Source organism: Kitasatospora sp. NPDC002551 (assembly GCF_040296005.1).
GTDB lineage: Bacteria > Actinomycetota > Actinomycetes > Streptomycetales > Streptomycetaceae > Kitasatospora.
This window is the reverse complement of sequence record NZ_JBEOWI010000039.1, coordinates 1-18,619: the sequence shown is the minus strand read 5'-3', so window position 1 is coordinate 18,619 and position 18,619 is coordinate 1. Positions and strand designations below refer to the sequence as shown.

The window sequence follows — 18,619 nt, the reverse complement described above, 5'->3', positions numbered from 1 at the left end:
CCCCTCGGTCGTGCGCGCCGCGGCCTCACGGCTTGATGCGGACCACCTGCGGGTCGTGGTCGCTCGCCTGCTGGGCGAACTCGGCGTTGATGTGCACCACGTCGTACTTGGCGTACCCGACCTCCGGGCTGACCAGGATGTGGTCCAGCACCTGCGAGTTGCCCTGGTAGACGTACGAGTACTGCTCCTTCTCCGGCAGCTCGTTCACCAGGTCGCGCAGCACGCCGTCCTTGGTGAGCGCGGCCAGCGCGGGCGAGAACTGGTAGTCGTTGAAGTCGCCGACCGAGACCACCCTGGCCTCCTTGTCGGCGGCCAGCAGCTTGGCGACGAAGGCCTGCTCGACGGTGGCCTGGGCGATCCGCTGGACCTCGGAGGAGCGGGTCGGGGCCTGGAAGCGGCTGTCGATGCCCTGGTCGCCGCCCTTGCTGTTGAAGTGGTTGGCGATGACGAAGACCTTCTTGCCGCGGAAGGAGAACTGGCCGACCAGCGGCTTGCGGCTGTTGGCCCACGCGGCGTCGGCGGGGGCGATCCGGCCGGGCGAGGCGGTCAGCGAGGCGGCCGCACCGGTGCCGGAGACGTCCACGGCGGTGGTGGCGGTGCCGCCGGGGACGTCGGTGAAGGAGACCCGCTGCGGGTTGAACAGGAAGACCTGGCGGATGTTGCCGCCGGGCTCGCCGCCGTCCTTGCCGTCCTGCGGGTCCACCGAGCGCCAGTCGTACGCCGGGCCGCCGGCCGCCTTGATCGCGGCGACGAACCTGGCGACGGTCTGGCTCGCGTCCACCGTGCCGTCGTTCTTGGCGCCGTTGTTGTCCTGGATCTCCTCCAGGGCGACGATGTCGGGCGAGCGCAGGTGGGTGACGACACCGGCGGCCAGCTCGGCGAACTTGGCGTCCGGGTTGGTGGCCGCCAGGTTCTCCACGTTGTAGGTGGCGACGGTGAGTTCGCGCTCGCCGGCCTGGGCGGTGACCTCGCGCTGCAGGTGGTTGTCCTGGAGCGCGCCGAGGGTGCCGGCGACCAGGGTGTAGCCGCCGAACTGGTTGTAGTCCAGCGGGCCGCTGGTGGTGCCGGTCAGCACGTCGCCGACGTTGGCGACCGGGAAGGGCTGCTGGGAGACCGGCGCCTGCTGCTGGACCATCAGACGGCCGACGTTCGGCTCGGCGTAGGACTCGTAGAGCAGACCGCCGCGCTTGCTCTTCTGGTCCTGCTTGTCGGCCGCGACCCACAGCTCGTTGTACTTGTCGGTGGCCTGGACCACCCGCACGTCGCGGACCTCGACGAGCATGCCCTCCAGCGACTCGTAGAAGTCGAGGGTGTACGTCTCCGGGTCCAGGGCGACGCCGTTGATCGTGCCGTCCGCACCGGCCGCCGGGGAATAGGTGCCGGGGATGTTGCGGGTGTCGACGACCACCGGGGCCGGCAGCGGGTTGCCGGAGGAGACCACGGTGACGGCCGGGCCGCTCAGCTGGGTGAGCGACTGCGAGCCGCCGTTGAAGTTCGGGTAGTACTCCGTCACCTTGCCGGTGACCAGCACCGCGTCGCCGACCTTGACGGTCGGGTTGGCGGAGCCGGTGTAGACGAAGACGCCCTCGCTGGTGGCCGGGTCGGTGTCCGGGGCGGCGTCCTGGATCCAGAAGCCCTTGGAGCCGTACGCGCGCACGCCGGTGACGATGCCGGGCACGCCCGCGACGGTCCTGCCGGTGCGCTCCGAGAGCCGGGTGCGGCCCTGGATGTCGTGGATCCGCACGGTTCCCGGCTCGGTCGGGCCGGTCGGGGTGGAGCCCTCGGCGACCTCGCCGCGGCTGTTGGTCGGCGTCGGGGCGCCGGCCGCGAGGTCGGCCGCGTTGTCGTCGGTGTCCGGCAGCCCGGCCTTGCGGGCCACCGAAGCGGTGTTGGAGGCGCCGGGCACCGAGGCCGGGCCCTCGTGGACCACCGCGGTGCCGAAGCCGACGAGGTCGCGCACCCGCGGGTCGGCGGCGCAGTCGGCGGCGGTCTTGCAGGTCAGCGGGTCGGTGCCGCGCACCAGCGCGACGGTGCCGCCGGTGCCGGAGAGCGCGAGCGAGCCGGCCGCGTCCGGGGTGGGCAGCTCGACGGTGCCCGCGGCGCCGGCCGACTCGGCGACCAGGTAGCGCCCGCCGGGGGCGATCGACCCGGTCAGCGGGGTGACGCCCCACTGGGAGTTGGCGCCGGGGGCGGCGGATATGTACTGCACGCTCCAGCCGTCCAGGCCGAAGGCGGCGCCACCCTTGTTAGCCAGCTCGACGAAGTCGTTCTTCAGGGTGGCGCCCGAGTTGCCGCCACCGCCGTAGACCTCGGCGATCAACGCGTCGGCGGAGGGCGCGGCCACGGCGGCCGGCAGCGGGGCCAGCACCAGGGAGGCGGCCAGGCCGGCCGGGACGACCGCCGCGCGCAGCAGGGCGCGGCGGGAGCGAGGACGGGGAGCAGTGGGGGTGGTCACCGGAACGGGACTCCTAGCTGTGGGTGAGGGTCGGTCGGCCGGGCGCACCGCGCGCACTGCCCCGCTACCCGCGTAGAAAGCCGTGCGGAAGCCGGGAACCGTCCCCCGCAGCGCCCAAAGATACGCGCGTAGAAAATGGCCGGACAAGAGCCCGGAAGTGAACTTCTCCGTTACGTCCGCCGACCGTTGCCCGCAAGCCGTGACGGCCGCTACAGCCAGCCCCGCTGAGCGGCCTTCAGGCCCGCCTCGAAGCGGCTGGCCGCCTCCAGACGCTCCATCAGCGCCGCCATCTGCCGGCGCACCGTGCGCACCGAGACGCCCAGCCGCTTGGCCGCCGCGTCGTCGGTCAGCCCGGTGGACAGCAGCCGCAGCAGCTCGCGCTCGCCGGGGCTCAGGCCGGTGGCGGTGTCCTCGGGGCGGGGGTCCCCGCCGAGCGGGACGGCCGTCTCCCAGGTCTGCTCGAACAGCGCGACCAGCGAGGCGACGATGCCCGGCTCCTCGGTGCACAGCGCGCCGGCCCGGGTGTTCTCCGGGTCGATCGGCACCACGGCGGTGATCCCGTCGAAGACCAGCATCCGCGGCGGCAGCACCGGGGCGGTGCGCACCCGGCCGCCCAGGGTGGTCATCCACTGGGTGTAGGCGAAGGTCTCCGGGTCGTTGCGCACGCTGTCCTGGTAGATGGTGCGCAGGCTGACGCCGCGGCGCAGCGCGTCCTCGTCGAGCGGCCGGGAGGCGGCCAGGCTGGCGGCGGACTGCGCGCCGCCGGGCATCACGCCCAGGCACTCGGTGGTCAGCCGGGCGGTCAGCACCTCCAGCTTGGCCTGGATGGCGTCGAGGCCGACCAGCCGCTCGCCGCCGTCCACCAGGGTGGCCGAGCGCAGCGTGGCGTACTCCGCGACGGCGCGCGCGACGGCGGCCTTGGAGACGGCCAGCTCCTGTTGCCTGCGGGCCAGTTCCTCCTCCTGGCGGCGCAGCAGCAGCTCCAGCCCGCGCTCCGGGCTGACCGGCCACAGGGCGCCCGGGCGCTCCCGGGAGGCGCGCAGCAGGGTCAGGTCGGCGAGGCGGTCGAGGGCCGCCCGGACGACGGGTTCGGCGAGGTCGAGCCGTTCGCAGAGTTCGGCCACTCCGCCTTGCGGGTCCGCGAGCATCTCGCGGTACACGGCTTCCGCGGTGGCGTCCAGGCCCAGTAGTTCCAGCACGTCAGCGACCCCTGATCGTCACAGCATCCCCCCACCCGGACGGTTTGTCCGCCCGGGTCGCCGATCCCCGATCCTCCGCCGGTGATCCCTCCGCCACAAGAGGCGATCCGGTCACCCACCCAGAACCAGACCGTCCGGTCTGTTCCCGCGACGGTTTCGGCCGGGCGCGCCACCCCCCGGTTGCCGTCGCGGGGTTGCAGCATGCTGCCTGGCCGGATGCTGCCCGCCGATCTCCCTCCCGCGGCGGGCCCGGCACCGGAAGTATTCGGTCTGCGCGCAACGCACCGCCCACACGCCCTGAACCACCGTGCACAGAACAGGAACCGCCGTGCCGATGACCGTCCGGCTGCTCGCCGTCGCCGCCCTCGCACTCTCCCTCGCCACCGCCGCCGCCCCGGCCTTCTCGGCCCCGCAGGCCGCGCCGGCCGCGCCGGCCGCCGTCACCCTCGCCGCGACCGCCCCCGCCGCCGGGCCGGGGATCGGCTGGGACGGGCCGGGCATCGGCTGGGACGGCCCGGCCGTCAGGATCATCGGCTGGGACACCGCCCAGGCCGACGGCCCGGGCATCGGCTGGGACTGACCGTTCACGTGTTCGCCGTCCATCTGACCCTCCTGGACGTCTCGACCGCGCCGACGGGCGAGGCCGGACCCGCCGACGTCCAGGGCGCCCTGTGGGCACGCGCGGTTCCGGGCGACGGCCTGGAACACGTGCGCGCCCGAGCCGTCCCGGGAGGCATCGGCCTGGTGCTGTACGTCCGAGCGCCCGACCGGGAGGCGGCCGAGCTGCGGGCCCACGCCCTGCTCGACCGGGCTCTGGCGGAGGGTCCCGCGCGCCGCTACGCGGTGGCGGCTCCACCGTAGGCCGCGGGGCCTTCCGCCAGGCACTTCCTGATCTTCCGTCCGTTTTCGGGCGGTTGCCTTCACTCGCAAGTTTGGCCGATTCATGCCTACCACCATGATCGGCCTCATGGCATGCGCACGCCCATAAGCACGGCCCGCCCAGGCCCGGTCCCCCGGGTCCGCGCAGCCGTGCCCGCGTGGACGGGCGCGCGTCGCCGTCGACAACGAACCCCCCTCACACAAGACCGTCGAGGAGCTCCATGTCTCACCCGACCGGCACACCACCCCGGCCCCGCGCCGGGGGCACCGTGCCAGCCGCCCCCGCGTCACGCCGCCGCAACGGCGTGCTGCGCAACACCGCGATCGCGCTGACCGTGGTGCTCGCCGCCGAGGCCGGCGCCGTCCTCATGACGACCGGCCAGGCCGTCGCCGTCAGCCAGGACAAGCCCGCCGCCCCCGAGTCCACGAAGGCCCTCGGCCCCGCCGAGGCCCAGGACATCGCCTCCGCCCACCTCAAGGCCCGGCTGGAGAACCGCCGGATCGAGGTGGTCGGCGAGCGCACCGAGTCCACCACCACCTGGGTCAACCCGGACGGCACCACCACCCTGGACATGGCCACCGGCCCGGTCCGGTACAAGGACAAGTCCGGCAAGCTCCAGCCGATCGACGTGAACCTGGCCCCGCAGCCCGACGGTTCGGTCAAGGCCAAGGGCCACCCGCTCGGCCTCTCGCTGGCCGGCGCCACCCCGCCCGCCGCCGCGTCCAAGTTCAAGGCCGCCGGCGCGCCGGCCGGCGACCAGCAGGCCCCGGCCGTCCCCCTGGTCTCGCTGGACAACGGCCAGGGCACCAGCATGTCGCTGTCCTGGCGCGGCACCCTGCCGGCCCCCGTCATCGACGGCACCAAGGCCCGCTACGAGAACGCGCTCACCGCGACCGACCTGGTCATCGAGTCCACCCGGACCGGCTTCGAGCAGTTCCTGGAGCTCAAGAACCGCACCGCGGTCGGCGCCAACGGCACCGTCACGATGACCCTGGACGCGGCCGGCCTGCAGGCCCGCCACAACGCGGACAACTCGGTCTCCTTCCTCGACCCGAAGACCGGCGAGGAGAAGGGCCAGCTGCCCGCCCCGGTGATGTGGGACGCGCAGGTGGACGAGCGCTCCGGCGACCACACCCACACCGCCCCGGTCGCCCTGAAGGTCACCCAGCGCGGCAACGCCGTCGACCTCACGCTCACCCCGGACGCGGCGTTCCTCAACGACCCGAAGACCCAGTACCCGGTCACCGTCGACCCGGCGGTCAACATCGGCGTCGGCTTCGACACCTTCGTCCAGGAGGGCTACGGCACCGACGTCTCCTCGCAGACCGAGCTGAAGCTGGGCAACAACGGCTCCGGCCAGGTGGCCCGTTCCTTCCTGCAGTTCCCGATGGGCACCATCAGCGGCAAGAAGGTCACCGCCGCCAAGCTCAACCTGTACGAGTTCCACTCCTGGTCCTGCACCGCCAAGAGCTGGGAGATCTGGGACACCGGCTCGGCGACCACCGCCACCCGCTGGACGTCCCAGCCCGGCTGGAACCGCAAGTGGGCCTCCACCACGGCGACCAAGGGCTACTCCAGCGCCTGCGCCGACGGCTGGACCAACACCGACATCACCTCGCTGGTGCAGGCCTGGGCCGGCAACGGCAACGCCAGCAACACCATGGGCATCCGGGCCACCGACGAGAGCGACCCGTACGGCTGGAAGAAGTTCTACTCCGGCAACGCGGCCTCCAACACGCCGTACCTGTCGGTGACCTACAACACCGCCCCGGCCGTCTCCACCCTGATCTCCCCGGCGAACGGCGCGCTGACCGGCGACTCCACGCCGACCCTGTCGGCCAAGGCCACCGATCCCGACGGCGGCAACGTCGTGCTCGACTTCGAGATCTGGGCCGCCAACGGCACCGCCGCCCTGCAGTCCGGCCACAGCGCCTGGGCGGCCTCCGGATCGACCTTCACCTGGACCCCGACCACCGCGCTGCCGGCCGGCGGCTACAAGTGGCGCTCCCGCTCCGGGGACGGCACCGTCAACAGCGCCTGGTCCGGCTTCCGCACGTTCACGGTGGACACCACCGCCCCGGCCACCACCGCCGTCTCCTCCGGCGACTTCCCGGCCGGCCAGTGGGCCGGTTCCCCGGACGCCTCCGGCAACTTCACCGGCTCCTTCACCTTCACCCCGCCGACCGCCGACGTGAAGGACGTCCAGTACCGGCTGGACGGCGGCGCCTGGGTGACCGTCGCGACCACCGGCGCGCCGGTGTCCGCCGCGCTCACCTTCAAGGGCGGCCAGCACACCGTCACCGCGCACACCCGTGACGCGGCCGGCAACGCCTCCGCGGACACGACCTACGTGTTCAACGCGGGCAAGGGCGCCGCCCTCACCTCGCCCGGCGCCGGCGAGCGTTCGGCCCGCCGCACCACGCTGGCGGCCGAGGGCCAGAGCGCCGCGACCGGTGTGCGCTACCAGTACCGCCGCGGTGAGACGGCCGCCTGGACCGACATCCCGGTCGCCAACGTCACCACCGCCACCGGCGGCGCCGTCACCGCCTGGCCGTTCGCGGTCACCGGCGGCAAGCCCGCGCCGCTGACCTGGAACATCACCGACACCCTGGCCACCGACGGCCCGGTCGACGTCCGCGCCGTCTTCACCATCGGCACCGGCACCGACGCCTCGGAGCCCAACACCATCACCGTCGACCGCAACGGCGGCAACGCGCCGGACGCCGAGGTCGGCCCGGGCCGGGTCAACACCCTCACCGGTGACTACACCCTCACCGCGACCGACGCCTCCGCCTTTGGTCTGAGCACCGGCCGCACCTACTCCTCCCGGCACCCCGAGAACGGCGCCGCGCAGGAGGGCCAGGCGGCCATCTTCGGCCCGCAGTGGAGCGCCGGCACCATGGCCGAGCTCACCTCCTCGGACTGGGCGTACGTCCGGCAGACCTCGCCCACCTCGGTGTCCATCGTCGACGCCACCGGCCACGAGACCGGCTTCACCGCCACCGCCGGCGGCGGCTGGAAGCCCGAGCCCGGCGCGGAGACGCTCGCCCTGACCGGCGCTCTCACCGGCACCTTCACCCTGAAGAGCACCAACGGCGCCACCACGACCTTCGCCAAGGTCGACCCGGCCGCCACCACCTGGCAGGTCACCGCCTCCTCGACGGCCACCGACAACTCCACCACCACCGTGGTCTCGGAGAAGGTCGTCGTCGGCGGGAAGACCCTGGCCCGTCCGAAGTTCGTCGTCGCGCCGACCACGGCCGTCGCCAACTCCACCTGCGCCACCAACCCCGCCGCCAACGGCTGCCGGGTCCTGGAGTACGTCTACGCCGACGCCACCACCGCCACCACCGCCGCGCTCGGCGACGTGGCCGGCCAGGTGAAGCAGGTCCGGCTCTGGTCCAACCTGCCGGGTGCCACCGCGGCCACCCCGGTCGCCGTCGCCGAGTACCGCTACGACGACATGACCCGCCTGCGCGAGCAGTGGGACCCGCGGACCAGCCCCGCGCTGAAGACCGCGTACAGCTACGACGCGGCCGGCCGGGTCATCACCCTGACCCCGTCCGGCGAGCTCCCCTGGACCTTCACCTACGGCAAGGCCGGCAACGCCGCCACCGCCGGTGAGGGCATGCTGCTGGCGGCCTCCCGGCCGTCCCTCCAGCAGGGCAGCGCCGACGTGGTGAACGGCACCGCCGCCACCAACCTGGTCTACGACGTGCCGCTGAGCGGCGCCAACGCCCCGTACAAGCTGGGCATCACGGACGTCGCCGCGTGGGGCCAGACCAACGCGCCCACCGACGCCACCGCGATCTTCCCCGCCGACGCGCCGCCGGCCAGCCACGACGGCCGTCTGCTCGGCTCGGGCGACTTCGCCAAGGCGGCCATCACCTACACCAACGCCTCCGGCCGCGAGGTCAACACCGCCGCCGCGGGCGGCGTCACCACCACCGAGTACGACGCCTTCGGCAACTCGGTGCGCAAGCTGAGCGCGGAGAACCGGGCCCTGGCCCTGTCCACCTCCCCGGAGGGCCTGGCCAAGCTGGGCGCGCTCGGCCTCGACAAGGCGAGCACCGCCGACCGCGCCCAGGCGCTGTCCACCCTGACCGTCTACTCCGCGGACGGCGAGCGGCAGACCGACGAGTTCGGCCCGCTGCACCTGGTCACCCTGGAGCGCGACCTGGCCGCCTCCGGCTCCAGCCCGGCCCGCCCGGCCGGCGACGAGGTCCCGGCCCGGACGCACACCGCGACCGCCTACGACGAGGGCCGTCCGGCCGACGCCGCGGTCAGCAACGAGCCCACCACGGCCGCCATCGGCGCGCGCGTCGACGGCTACGCCGCCGACGCGGACGTCCGGATCACCACCACCGCCTACGACTGGGCCAAGGGTCTGGCCACCCAGACCACCGAGGACCCGGCGGGCCTGAAGCTCACCAAGACCGTCGCGTACGACTCCCAGGGCCGGGCCGTCCGGACCTCCCTGCCCAAGTCGAACGGCACCGACGTCGGCACCACCGTCACCACCTACTGGTCCGCCACCGGCACCGGCGCCTGCGCCGCCCGCCCGGAGTGGGCCGACCTGCCCTGCACCACCGGCCCGGCCGCCGCGGCGACCGACGCCGGCGGCAACCCGGCGGAGATCCCGACCAGCACCACCGAGTACGACCGCTACGGCCGTCCGGCCGTGGTCCGGGAGACCTCGAACGGCGTCACCCGCACCACCACCACGACCACCGACGCGGCCGGCCGCACCACCAAGGTCGCGGTGACCGGCGGCACCGGCACCGCGGTGCCGGAGACCACCACCGTGTACGACGCCGCCACCGGCCGGATCGTCAGCACCTCCGACGGCACCGCCACCGTGAAGACGGCCTACGACAAGCTCGGCCGCGTCATCGGCTACGACGACGGCGCCGGCAGCGTCACCACCACCGAGTACGACGTGGCCGACCGCCCGGTCAAGCACAGCGACTCGGCCCCGTCCACCACCACCCTGGCCTACGACGGCTACGGCCGGCCGCAGTCGCTCACCGACTCGGTGGCGGGCACCATGACCGCCGAGTACGACTCCGAGGGCCGGCTCACCAAGCAGAACCTGCCCGGCGGCTACGTCCTGACCAACAGCTACGACACCCAGGGCATCCTCACCGGCAAGGTCTACACCGCCGCCGACGGCACCGTCGTCCTCGCCGACTACGCCGACTTCACCGCCCACGGCCAGCAGGCCGGGCACGCGCTGACCGCCGGCGCCAGCATCGAGTCGGCCTTCGGCTACGACGCCTCCGGCCGCCTCACCAAGGCCGCCGACAAGGCCCTGGACGGCTGCACCACCCGCGCCTACACGTTCGACAAGAACAGCAACCGGACCGCGCTGACCACCACCAAGGAGGACTGCGACCCGGCCACCGTCGACTCCACCACCAGCACGGTGGGCTCGCTGTACGACTCGGCCGACCGTCTGAAGGGCGCCGTCTACGACGCCTTCGGCCGCACCACCACCCACCCCAAGGGCGCCCAGTTCGGCTACTACGCCAACGACCTGGTCCGCACCGAGACCTCGGGCACCCAGCGCAGCACCTGGGCGCTGGACGCGGCCGGCCGCCTGGCCTCCCGCACCACCGAGACCCAGGCCGGCGACGGCACCTGGAGCACCACGGCCACCAGCGTGAACCACTACGGCTGCGCCTGCGACAGCCCCAGCTGGTCCAAGGCCGGCAACGGCGCGGTCGCCCGCAGCGTGACCGACCTCGGCGGCACGCTCGGCGCCATCACGGGTGCCACCGACGGCACCGTCCTGCAGCTCACCAACCTGCACGGTGACGTGTCCGTCCAGCTCCCGCTGGACCCGGCCCAGTCGCTGAGCGTGCGCGTCTTCGACGAGTACGGCGTCAGCCTCAGCGGCCCGGTGACCGGCTACGGCTGGGTCGGCGGCGAGCAGCGCGACTCCACCACCGCCACCGGCGTCATCCTGATGGGTTCGCGGCTGTACGACCCGAGCCTCGGCCGGTTCCTGCAGGCCGACCCGGTCCCGGGCGGCAACGCCAACGCCTACACCTACCCGACCGACCCGGTGAACTCCTTCGACCTGGACGGGCGCTGGAGCTGGTCGAAGACCCGCTACTACTCCTGGGGCCGTCTCTGGGCCCACATGGAGGCGCACTTCGGCTGGCGCGGCCTGAAGTACCTGGCGCAGCTCACCTTCTACTTCAACCGCGCGTACACCGGGAAGATCGGCCGCAACGCCCACTACGTCTACGGCCCGATCTGGGTCGGCGTGGGCCTGCTCGGACCGGTCGGCGCGGGCTTCGCCCTCGCGGCGGGCGCCTACTCCGGCTACGTCCAGCACATGGCCTCGAAGGCGTACTACCACCGCAAGTGCCTGGCGATCGCCATCGGCGCGGCCGGCTGGAACTCGCTGCCCTTCCCGGGCGTGCGGTCCTGGACGTACGGCTGCTGATCCGGACACCCGGCTGAGACCGTCGGCCGAAAGCGGAGGCCCGCCCGACCACCAGGTCGGGCGGGCCTCCCGCGTTCCCGCTCCCGCGCGCCGCTCGGCCCGCGCGTTCCTCGGCCCGCGCGGCCTACTCGGCCTTCTCGGCGGCCGCGGCGGTCAGCCCGGCCGACCACTTCTCCTCGACGTTGCCGAGCTTCCAGTAGGCGATCGCCGCCACCCAGGTGAGCACGAAGAGGCCGACGATCGCGTAGCCGACGAGGTCGAGGTCCAGCTCGCCGATCCAGGCGACCGGCCCGCTGGTGACGTCGAGCTTCTCCCCGAGCAGCCCGATCAGCTCGATCGAGCCGATGACCAGGGCGACCAGCACCGACAGGCCGGTGACGGTCAGGTTGTAGTAGATCTTGCGGACCGGCTTGGAGAACGCCCACTCGTAGGCGAAGTTCATGAACGAGCCGTCGATGGTGTCCAGCAGGCTCATGCCCGCCGCGAACAGGACCGGCAGCACCAGCAGCGCGTACCAGGGCAGCTGGAACGCCGCCGCGCCGCCGGCCAGCACCAGCAGCGACACCTCGGTGGCGGTGTCGAAGCCCAGGCCGAACAGCAGGCCGACCGGGTACATGTGCCAGGGCTTGGTGACGGCCCTGGTCACCCGGCCGAGGATGCGGTTCATCAGGCCGCGCTTCTCCAGCTGCGCCTCCAGCTCCGCCTCGTCGAACTCGCCCTCGCGCATCCGGCGGAACACCTTGAGGATGCCGTTGAACGCGCCCAGGTTGATCAGGCCGAGGGCCAGCAGGAAGGTGCCGGAGACGGTGACGCCGATCAGCCCGGTGGTCTCGTGCAGGGTGGAGTCGTCCGACTCGATCTGGCCGGCGAGCGAGCGGATGCCGAAGGCGAGCAGCGCGCAGAGCCCGAAGACGATCGACGAGTGGCCCAGCGAGAACCAGAAGCCGACCGAGAGCGGGCGCTTGCCCTGGCCCATCAGCTTGCGGGTGGTGTTGTCGATGGCGGCGATGTGGTCGGCGTCGAAGGCGTGCCGCATGCCCAGGGTGTAGGCGGTGAGGCCCATTCCGGCGCCGAAGACCTGGCCGCCGACGTCGTAGTGCTCGGGCGCGACGAGGGCGAGCAGGGTGAACCAGCCGATCACGTGCAGGGCGAGGATGAAGCCGCCCATGCCTGCCAGCCGGATCCACTCCTCACGGGTGAGCCTGTCGCGCCAGCGGGGGCCGGTCATCGGGGGGGTCCTTTCGTGGGGGCGTCGAAGCCGGGCCATCTTTCCCCCTCCCGGTAATTAGTTGCAAGTCATGCGCAATTACGACTCGGTCACCGGGTGGCGGACGAACAGGAGGATGATGGGAGTACCGGCCTCACCTCCCGCGCGCTCGTCCCCCGGGAGGTACCGCTCATGCCCCGCCTGCGCACGGCCGCCGCACTGCTCGCGACGGCCTTAGTCACCGTCGGCCTCACGGCGCCCAGCGCCCCCGGCCCCACCGCCTCCGCCGCCACCACGGTTCACCGGGTGCTGTTCGACAACAGCAAGGCCGAGACGGCCGGCAACGCCGACTGGATCGTCTCCACCGCCCAGCCCGACCCGCTGGGCGAGAACACCGTCCCCACCTCCGACAAGAGCTGGACCGGCGCCCTGTCCTCCTGGGGCGTCGACCTGCAGCGGACCGGCCAGTACAGCCTGAAGACCCTGCCGCCCGGCGGCACCTTCACCTTCGGCACCGGCGCCCCGCTCGACCTGGCCAACTTCGACACCGTCGTGATCCCCGAGCCCAACATCCGGTTCAGCGAGGCGGAAAAGAGCGCCCTGATGCACTTCGTGCAGAACGGCGGCGGGCTCTTCCTGATCTCCGACCACACCCTGAGCGACCGCAACAACGACGGCATCGACTCGCCCGCGATCATCAACGACCTGATGGCCGACAACGGCGTCGACAACAGCGACCCCTTCGGGTTCAGCGTCGACCTCGCGAAGATCCACAACGAGAACCCGCGCGCGGTGGACGACCCCGCCGACCCGGTGCTGCACGGCCCGTTCGGCACCGTCACCGGCTCGATCATCCGCGACGGGACCACGATGACCCTGCACCCGGCCGACAACCCGACCGTCAAGGGCATCGTCTACCGGCCCGGCTCCTCCGGGAACACCGGCGCCTTCTTCGTCACCAGCACCTTCGGTGACGGCCGGATCGCCGTCTGGGGCGACAGTTCACCGCCGGAGGACGGCACCGGGCAGCCGCACAACAACCTGCACGACGGCTGGAACGACCCGGCCGGCACCGACGCCGCGCTCGCCCTGAACGCCACCGCCTGGCTGAGCAAGGCCTGACGGCTCCGGATCCGCCGTCCCGCGTTCCTCACGTCCCCGCGTCCGTCCCGTCCCGCGTCCTTCCCGTCCCGCGCGCCCGGCCGACCCCTCGCCGGGCGCGCGCCCGCTTCCTCCCCTACTGTCGGAATGATCCGCACCGACCGGGACCCGATGGAGCGGCCATGCCCTCGTACCCCTACCGCACCACCCGCGAGGACCTGCGCGTCCCCCTCCCCGACGGCACCGAGCTGTACGCCCGCCTCTGGCGCCCGGTGACCGAGGAGCCCGTCCCCGTCGTCCTGGAGTACTCCACCGGCCGCCTCACCGACTGGACCGCCACCGACGACGCCCGCCGCCACCCCTGGATCGCCGGCCACGGCCACGCCGCCGTCCGGGTCGACGCCCGGGGGCACGGCAACTCCGGCGGCGTCGCGTCCACCGACGACAGCCTCGCCGCCGACGGCGCGGAGGTCGTCCGGTGGCTCGCCGCCCGGCCCTGGTGCAGCGGCCGGGTCGGCCTGCTCGGCACCGGCGCCGCCGGGGACCTCGCCCTGCGCCTGGCCGCCCTCGCCCCGGACGCCGTGCACGCCGCGGTCGTCGCCTGCCCCGACGGCCCGCACCGCCTCGGCGGCGCCGTCCTCGCCGCCGACGGCCACACCCGGGCCACCGACCGGCTCGCCGACGCGGCCCGCCCACCGGACCCGCAGTACGTCGGCGACGCCTGGCGGGCGATGTGGCTGGCCCGGCTCGACGCCCTCGAACCACCGCTCGCCGGCTGGCTCGCCGCCCCTGCCGGGCCCGGGCCGGCCGCCACCGTCCCCACCCTCGCCGTCGCCGGCTGGTCGGACCCCTCCGCCGCCGCCGTCCTCGCCCTGGCGGGCAGCGCCGCGCCCCCCGTCCGCGCCGTCCTCGGCCCCTGGTCGCACGGCCTGCCCGACGAACTCCTCCCCGAGGCGCTGCGCTGGTACGACCACTGGCTGCGCGACCTCGACGCCGGCGCCCTCGACGCCCCCGCCCTGCGCAGCTGGCGCACCGACCACTGGTGCGGCGACGACCCCTGGCCCTCCCCCGCCGTCCGCGAGGTCCACTACGGCCTCGACGGCCCGCTGCGCACCGCCGGCACCGCCTCCGAGGACCGCTGGGTGCACGTCCGCTCGCCGCAGCACACCGGCCTCAACGCCGGCTCCTACGTTCCGCTCGGCCGCCCCGCCGACCAGCCGCCCGACCAGCGGGAGGAGGACGGCCGCTCGGTCTGCTTCGACTCCCGGCCGCTGCCCGAACCGCTGGATCTGCTCGGCACGCCGTCCCTGGCCCTGCACCTGCGCCCGGAGGCCGCGCCCGCCCCGGTCGCGGCCCCGGTCGCCGCCCTGATCGCCGCCCGCCTGTGCGCCGTCGCCCCCGACGGCACCTCCACCCTGCTCACCCGCGGCGTCCTCGCCCCCGCCTCCGGCGCCACCGACGCCACCGTGCTGTTCGCGCCGACCGGCGCCACCGTCCCGACCGGCCACCGCCTGCGGCTCGCCGTCTCCTCCAGCTACTGGCCGTGGATCTGGCCCGGCCCCGAACCGTCCGGCTTCGCCCTCGACCCCTCCCGCTCCGCCCTCACCCTCCCGGTCCGCCCGCCCACCCCGCCGGCCGAGGACCTCACCTTCCGCTCCCCCACCCTCCCCCTGCCGCCCCCGCTGCACCTCACCGAGCCGCTCACCGCCCGCCCCGAACGCGTCACCGTCCACGACATCGGCCGCCGCGAGTGGCGCACCGAGCTCTCCCCGGCCGGCGACGGCACCCGCACCCACCCCGACGGCCTGGTCCGCGCCGAGGAGACCGTCACCGCCTACCGCGTCCTCGCCGCCACCCCCCTCAGTGCCCTCGCCCGCACCGACCGCACCGTCCGCCTGGAGCGCCCCGCCATCGGCTGGGACGTCACCGTCCGCACCCGCACCGAACTCCGCTGCGACCCCACCCACCTCCTCGCCCACACCCAGCTCCGCGCCGAGGAGGCGGGCAACGTCGTCTTCACCCGCGAATGGCGCCACCGCATCCCTCGCGGCGGCTCCTGACCCGCTCTCCGTTCCACCCTCCGTTCCGGCCTCCGTGCCGGCCGGGGCGAGGGGTCACTTCCGCCAGTCGGGCGCCAGGACGGCGGCCTTGAGCTGGTCCACCGAGAGCGCCGGCTCGCCGGGCCGGAAGTCGTAGCCGTTCTCGCCGTTCCACTCGTACAACTGCACGTTCCGGCCGTCCGGGTAGTACACCTGCGCCGTCCAGTGCAGCACCGGGTCGGTGGCGGTCTTGCCGTTGCCGAACCGGTTGGTGACCACGAGGGTGCCGTCGGGCAGCTTCTCCCGCACCTCCAGCGGGGTCGGCAGCCCCTCCTCGGCGCCCTTCCTGTTCTTGCGTCCCTGCTCCCCGGCCGGTTCGACGAGGACCGAGACCTTGCTGGTCCGCTCCCCGGCCGTGACCGTCAGCGTGGCGTGCTGCTCGTCCGCGCCGGACGGCGCCGTGCCCGGCGGGAGCAGCCTGGTGAGCGTCGCGAGCAGCTCGGCCGGGGACGGCGTCGCCGCCTGCTTCGGCTGCTCCTCCTCCTTCGGCGGCTTCGGCGCGTCGGGGTTCGGCGGCATCGCGGCGACCACCCGGGCCCAGGCCGGCGAGGTCACCATCGACGCCAACTGCCCGGCGTCCAGCGGCGGTTCCTCCCGGGCCGGGGTGGCCGGCTGCCCGTTGTACTCGGTGACCCGGACCACCGTGCCGTCGGGCAGCGCCCACGTCCCCTGCCACTGGCGCTGGCCGGGGAAGTTGCTGTCCCGCCGCTTGTCGATCACCACGACCGAGCCGTCCTCCCGCACGGTGCGCTCGCACGAGTCCTGCGGCGTGGTGAACGGGTCCGAGCAGCGGGCCGCCTCGTCGGGGCGCTGCGTGCCGCGGTCGACGCTGTAGACGATCACGCTCACGCCCTTGCCGTCGTCGAACTCCAGCACCCCGAAGTTCTGGTGCTCGCCCCGCGACGCCTTCGAACTGCCGGGCGTCTCCGCGATCTTCGACTCCACCGACCCCGGCGGCAGCAGCCCCGTCACCAGCTGCACCACCTCCTCGGCGGTCATCGGCCGCACCGGCTCGGCGGCCGGCCCGAACAGCTACGCCCCCGCACCCCCGCCGAGCACGCCGGCACCGCCGGCCACCAGCACCGCCACCGCCACCGCGCCCACCAGCGCGGCCCGCCGCCGGCCGCGGCGGCGCCGCCCGCGCCGCTCCGCTCCGGCGGCCAGGCCGAACAGCGCGTCCTCCGGGGCGAGGTCGGCCGCGCCGCGCAACGCGCGGGCGAACTCCGCCTCGAAGTCCTGTCCGTGCTCCTCCTCAACCGGCATGACGCAACCCCGCCTTCTCCATCGCCGCCACCGAATCCGCCCCCAACGCGCCCCGCATCCGCGCCAGCGCCCGGCTGCTGCGCGAGCGCACGGCGGTGCTGCTCAACCGCAGCGCCGCCGCCGTCTCCTCCACGCTCCGGTCCTCCCAGAAGCGCAGCACCAGCACCGCCCGGTCCTGCGCCGGCAACTCCCCGAGCGCCCGCAGCAGCGTGAGCCGCAGCGCGGGGTCCGGGTCGACGACGGCGACGTCCGGCAGGACGTCGGTGACCCGCTCGGTGCTGCTGCGCCGGCGGCGGTGCGAGAGGAAGGTGTTCACCAGGACGGTCTGCGCGTACCCGCTGGGGTTCTCCAGCCGCGAGATCCGCCGCCACTTCACGAAGACCCGGCCGAGCGCCTCCTGCACCAGATCCTCGGCGAGATGCGCGTCACCCCCGGTGAGGAGAAACGCCGTCCGCAACAGCTGGCGCCCCCGCGACGCCACGAAGGCCGGAAAGTCGGGCGCCTCGACGGGCGGCGCCCCCGACTCGGCCGCCAATATGTGCTCCATACCCTTCTAACGCGATCACCCGATGGTCTTGTGGCACCGCAGTCCCACTCGCCCTTCAGCATGCCCCACCCGGCAGGAACCACCGGCGCTACTTGAACGCGTTCAAAATCTCTGGAAGACTGAGCCCCCGTCAGGACGGGAGGAGCCGGTCATGGTGAGTACGCTGCTGACGCCGCGCGGAAGAGCACGACAAGCCGCACCAGGCGACAACAGCGCACACGGAAGCGCGGCACCCACGCCCATCCTCGGTTGGCGACACCCGCGCGTCCGGTCCGCCCTGCGGCTGATCGGCATGCCGCCCTCCGGAGGGGAGGGGGCGGCGTGCACGGTGACGTACCTCCGTCACGCACACCGGTGGATCTCCACGGAGGTCCGCCCCGTGTACTCGGTGGAGGAGCGGCGACCGGTCTCCGAGGTCCTGCGACTCGGCCGCGGCTCCTGCAGCCAGCGGATGGCCGTGCTGGAGGCGGTCGCACGGGCGCAGGGCATCCCGACCCGAGTGCGCGGCCTCGTCGTGGACGGCTCCTTCTGGTACCCACGTTTCCCCCGGATGCGTCGGCTCGTCCCCGACCAAGTGGTGCTGGCCTGGCCGGAGTTCCGCATCGCCACCTCCTGGCTGCCGATTTCCGACCTCTTCGCCGACAGCCCCAACCCGCACGAACGAGCCGACGGCGGATTCACCAACGCCGGCCCGGAGACCCTCTTCGAGGCACTGTCCAGAACGAACGTCGACTGGGACGGACCCACCACCACCTGCCCCGCATCGCCCGCCGCCCCGTGCGACCTCTCGGCCTACCTCCTCACGGACCTCGGACACTTCAACTCCCGGGACGACCTCTTCACCCGCCACGGCCAAACCCTCTGCGCCCCGGCACGACTCCTCGCCGAACCCATCCTCGGCCGCCGAGCAGCCGGACTCTGACGCCCACGCCAACGAGGACAGGCACCCTCACCCGAGGCCCACCAGCCCATCAGCTACGGCCGCCCCCAGCGCAGGAGGCGTCCCGCTCCAGCTCGTCCAGCGCCTGGGGGCGCTGGACGATGTGCTCAAGGAACTCGGCCGGCATTCGGACGCAGTGGTCCAGAGGCAGTGACCGTCGGTGAGGTCGCGGGAACCGTTGGCGCGTGAGCACAGCCGGCACCATGATGCCCCCGTCCAGGATCCGGTGATCTGGCCGTTCACCAGACGTCCGGTTCTCCGGCGACCTCCAGAAACCAAGCGGCCGCACCGTCGGTGGGCGTCGTCACGTCACCACCGGCCGCCCGGCGCGAGGTGCCGGGCGGCCGACGGGGACGATCAGCCGGGGCTTCAGCTGGTCGCGATCGAGGTGTCGTCGATCACGAAGCTGGTCTGCAGCGACGCGTCCTCGGTGCCGTTGAACTTGAGGGTCACCGTCTGGCCGGCGTAGGCCGA

Annotated in this window: 12 protein-coding genes; 6 read left to right on the top strand and 6 right to left on the bottom strand. The window is 73.4% G+C overall.

Annotated features, from left to right (window positions below; translation table 11 throughout):
- Positions 1–25: 25 nt before the first annotated feature.
- Entirely contained in the window at positions 26–2,455 is a 2,430-nt protein-coding gene (locus tag ABT093_RS27900) for a DUF8508 domain-containing protein (protein ID WP_350569151.1), read from the bottom strand.
- Between the two features lie 209 nt (positions 2,456–2,664).
- Complete coding sequence (locus tag ABT093_RS27895) at positions 2,665–3,654, bottom strand: helix-turn-helix transcriptional regulator (RefSeq protein ID WP_350569150.1); 990 nt, start codon at positions 3,652–3,654, stop codon at positions 2,665–2,667.
- A 328-nt stretch (positions 3,655–3,982) separates the two neighbouring features.
- Between ABT093_RS27895 and ABT093_RS27890 the strand changes: the two genes are divergently transcribed.
- From ABT093_RS27890 to ABT093_RS27880, 3 genes are all read left to right on the top strand, one after another.
- The gene (locus ABT093_RS27890; protein ID WP_350569149.1) at positions 3,983–4,234 is read left to right on the top strand and encodes a hypothetical protein; all 252 of its coding nucleotides are present in this window, start codon (positions 3,983–3,985) and stop codon (positions 4,232–4,234) included.
- Positions 4,235–4,242: 8 nt separating this feature from the next.
- Positions 4,243–4,515: a hypothetical protein gene (locus ABT093_RS27885; RefSeq protein WP_350569147.1), complete on the top strand. Its 273-nt coding sequence runs from the start codon at positions 4,243–4,245 to the stop codon at positions 4,513–4,515.
- 239 nt (positions 4,516–4,754) lie between these two features.
- Positions 4,755–10,988: a DNRLRE domain-containing protein gene (locus ABT093_RS27880; RefSeq protein ID WP_350569146.1), complete on the top strand. Its 6,234-nt coding sequence runs from the start codon at positions 4,755–4,757 to the stop codon at positions 10,986–10,988.
- A gap of 124 nt (positions 10,989–11,112) precedes the next feature.
- Here the strand turns inward: ABT093_RS27880 and nicT are convergent, their stop codons facing one another.
- On the bottom strand, positions 11,113–12,216 hold the full coding sequence (nicT, locus tag ABT093_RS27875; protein WP_350569144.1) for a Nickel transporter NicT: 1,104 nt from the start codon (positions 12,214–12,216) through the stop codon (positions 11,113–11,115).
- Positions 12,217–12,387: 171 nt separating this feature from the next.
- Between nicT and ABT093_RS27870 the strand changes: the two genes are divergently transcribed.
- Together ABT093_RS27870 and ABT093_RS27865 are read left to right on the top strand one after the other, a co-directional pair.
- Positions 12,388–13,317, top strand: coding sequence for a hydrolase (locus ABT093_RS27870; RefSeq protein WP_350569142.1), 930 nt, complete (start codon positions 12,388–12,390; stop codon positions 13,315–13,317).
- 161 nt (positions 13,318–13,478) lie between these two features.
- Positions 13,479–15,356, top strand: coding sequence for a CocE/NonD family hydrolase (locus ABT093_RS27865; RefSeq protein ID WP_350569141.1), 1,878 nt, complete (start codon positions 13,479–13,481; stop codon positions 15,354–15,356).
- A 54-nt stretch (positions 15,357–15,410) separates the two neighbouring features.
- Here ABT093_RS27865 and ABT093_RS27860 read toward each other — a convergent pair whose 3' ends face one another.
- From ABT093_RS27860 to ABT093_RS27850, 3 genes are read right to left on the bottom strand one after another with little or no spacing between them, the layout of a single operon-like run.
- A complete protein-coding gene (locus ABT093_RS27860; RefSeq protein WP_350569140.1) occupies positions 15,411–16,394 on the bottom strand; it encodes a hypothetical protein in 984 nt (327 codons plus the stop codon).
- Between the two features lie 33 nt (positions 16,395–16,427).
- Entirely contained in the window at positions 16,428–16,658 is a 231-nt protein-coding gene (locus tag ABT093_RS27855; RefSeq protein WP_350569139.1) for a hypothetical protein, read from the bottom strand.
- Positions 16,648–17,205, bottom strand: coding sequence for a SigE family RNA polymerase sigma factor (locus ABT093_RS27850; RefSeq protein ID WP_350569138.1), 558 nt, complete (start codon positions 17,203–17,205; stop codon positions 16,648–16,650). The genes ABT093_RS27855 and ABT093_RS27850 overlap by 11 nt, the downstream gene beginning before the upstream one ends.
- 379 nt (positions 17,206–17,584) lie before the next feature.
- Between ABT093_RS27850 and ABT093_RS27845 the strand changes: the two genes are divergently transcribed.
- Positions 17,585–18,127 carry a transglutaminase domain-containing protein gene (locus ABT093_RS27845; protein ID WP_350569136.1) on the top strand — a complete coding sequence of 181 codons (543 nt, stop codon included), beginning with the start codon at positions 17,585–17,587 and terminating at the stop codon, positions 18,125–18,127.
- Positions 18,128–18,619 lie beyond the last annotated feature (492 nt).

What these genes read in the sequence shown, in the direction of transcription:
- ABT093_RS27880 (WP_350569146.1), top strand. Translation starts at nt 4,755, where the DNA reads ATGTCTCACCCGACCGGCACACCACCCCGGCCCCGCGCCGGGGGCACC.
- nicT (WP_350569144.1), bottom strand. Translation starts at nt 12,216, where the DNA reads ATGACCGGCCCCCGCTGGCGCGACAGGCTCACCCGTGAGGAGTGGATC.
- ABT093_RS27870 (WP_350569142.1), top strand. Translation starts at nt 12,388, where the DNA reads ATGCCCCGCCTGCGCACGGCCGCCGCACTGCTCGCGACGGCCTTAGTC.
- ABT093_RS27865 (WP_350569141.1), top strand. Translation starts at nt 13,479, where the DNA reads ATGCCCTCGTACCCCTACCGCACCACCCGCGAGGACCTGCGCGTCCCC.
- ABT093_RS27860 (WP_350569140.1), bottom strand. Translation starts at nt 16,394, where the DNA reads ATGACCGCCGAGGAGGTGGTGCAGCTGGTGACGGGGCTGCTGCCGCCG.
- ABT093_RS27855 (WP_350569139.1), bottom strand. Translation starts at nt 16,658, where the DNA reads ATGCCGGTTGAGGAGGAGCACGGACAGGACTTCGAGGCGGAGTTCGCC.
- ABT093_RS27850 (WP_350569138.1), bottom strand. Translation starts at nt 17,205, where the DNA reads ATGGAGCACATATTGGCGGCCGAGTCGGGGGCGCCGCCCGTCGAGGCG.